1 protein-coding gene is annotated in these 217 nt (G+C 65.4%); it reads left to right on the plus strand.

Features of this window, described 5'->3' with window-relative positions:
* A partial coding sequence (locus H6A23_RS11310; protein ID WP_204832264.1) for an SDR family oxidoreductase occupies window positions 1–76 on the plus strand: 76 nt, incomplete at its 5' end.
* Between the last annotated feature and the right edge of the window lie 141 nt (window positions 77–217).

Below are 217 nucleotides of genomic sequence, written 5' to 3' on the forward strand. Positions count from 1 at the left end.
GCGCTTCCTCGTGAGCGACGCCGCGTCCTACGTCACGGGCGAGGTCATCCGTGTCGACGGCGGCATGGCGATGTAACTGGCATGCGTGCAAAAGGGACCGTCACTTTTGCACGCGTTGGGAGTTGAGATGGAGCACAGAGTAGCAATCACCGGCATCGGCGCCGTCACGCCGCTGGCCAACACCGCCAAGGAGACGTGGGCGGCCATGCTGCGCGGC

Source organism: Olsenella uli (genome assembly GCF_016900775.1).
Taxonomy (GTDB): domain Bacteria; phylum Actinomycetota; class Coriobacteriia; order Coriobacteriales; family Atopobiaceae; genus Thermophilibacter; species Thermophilibacter uli_A.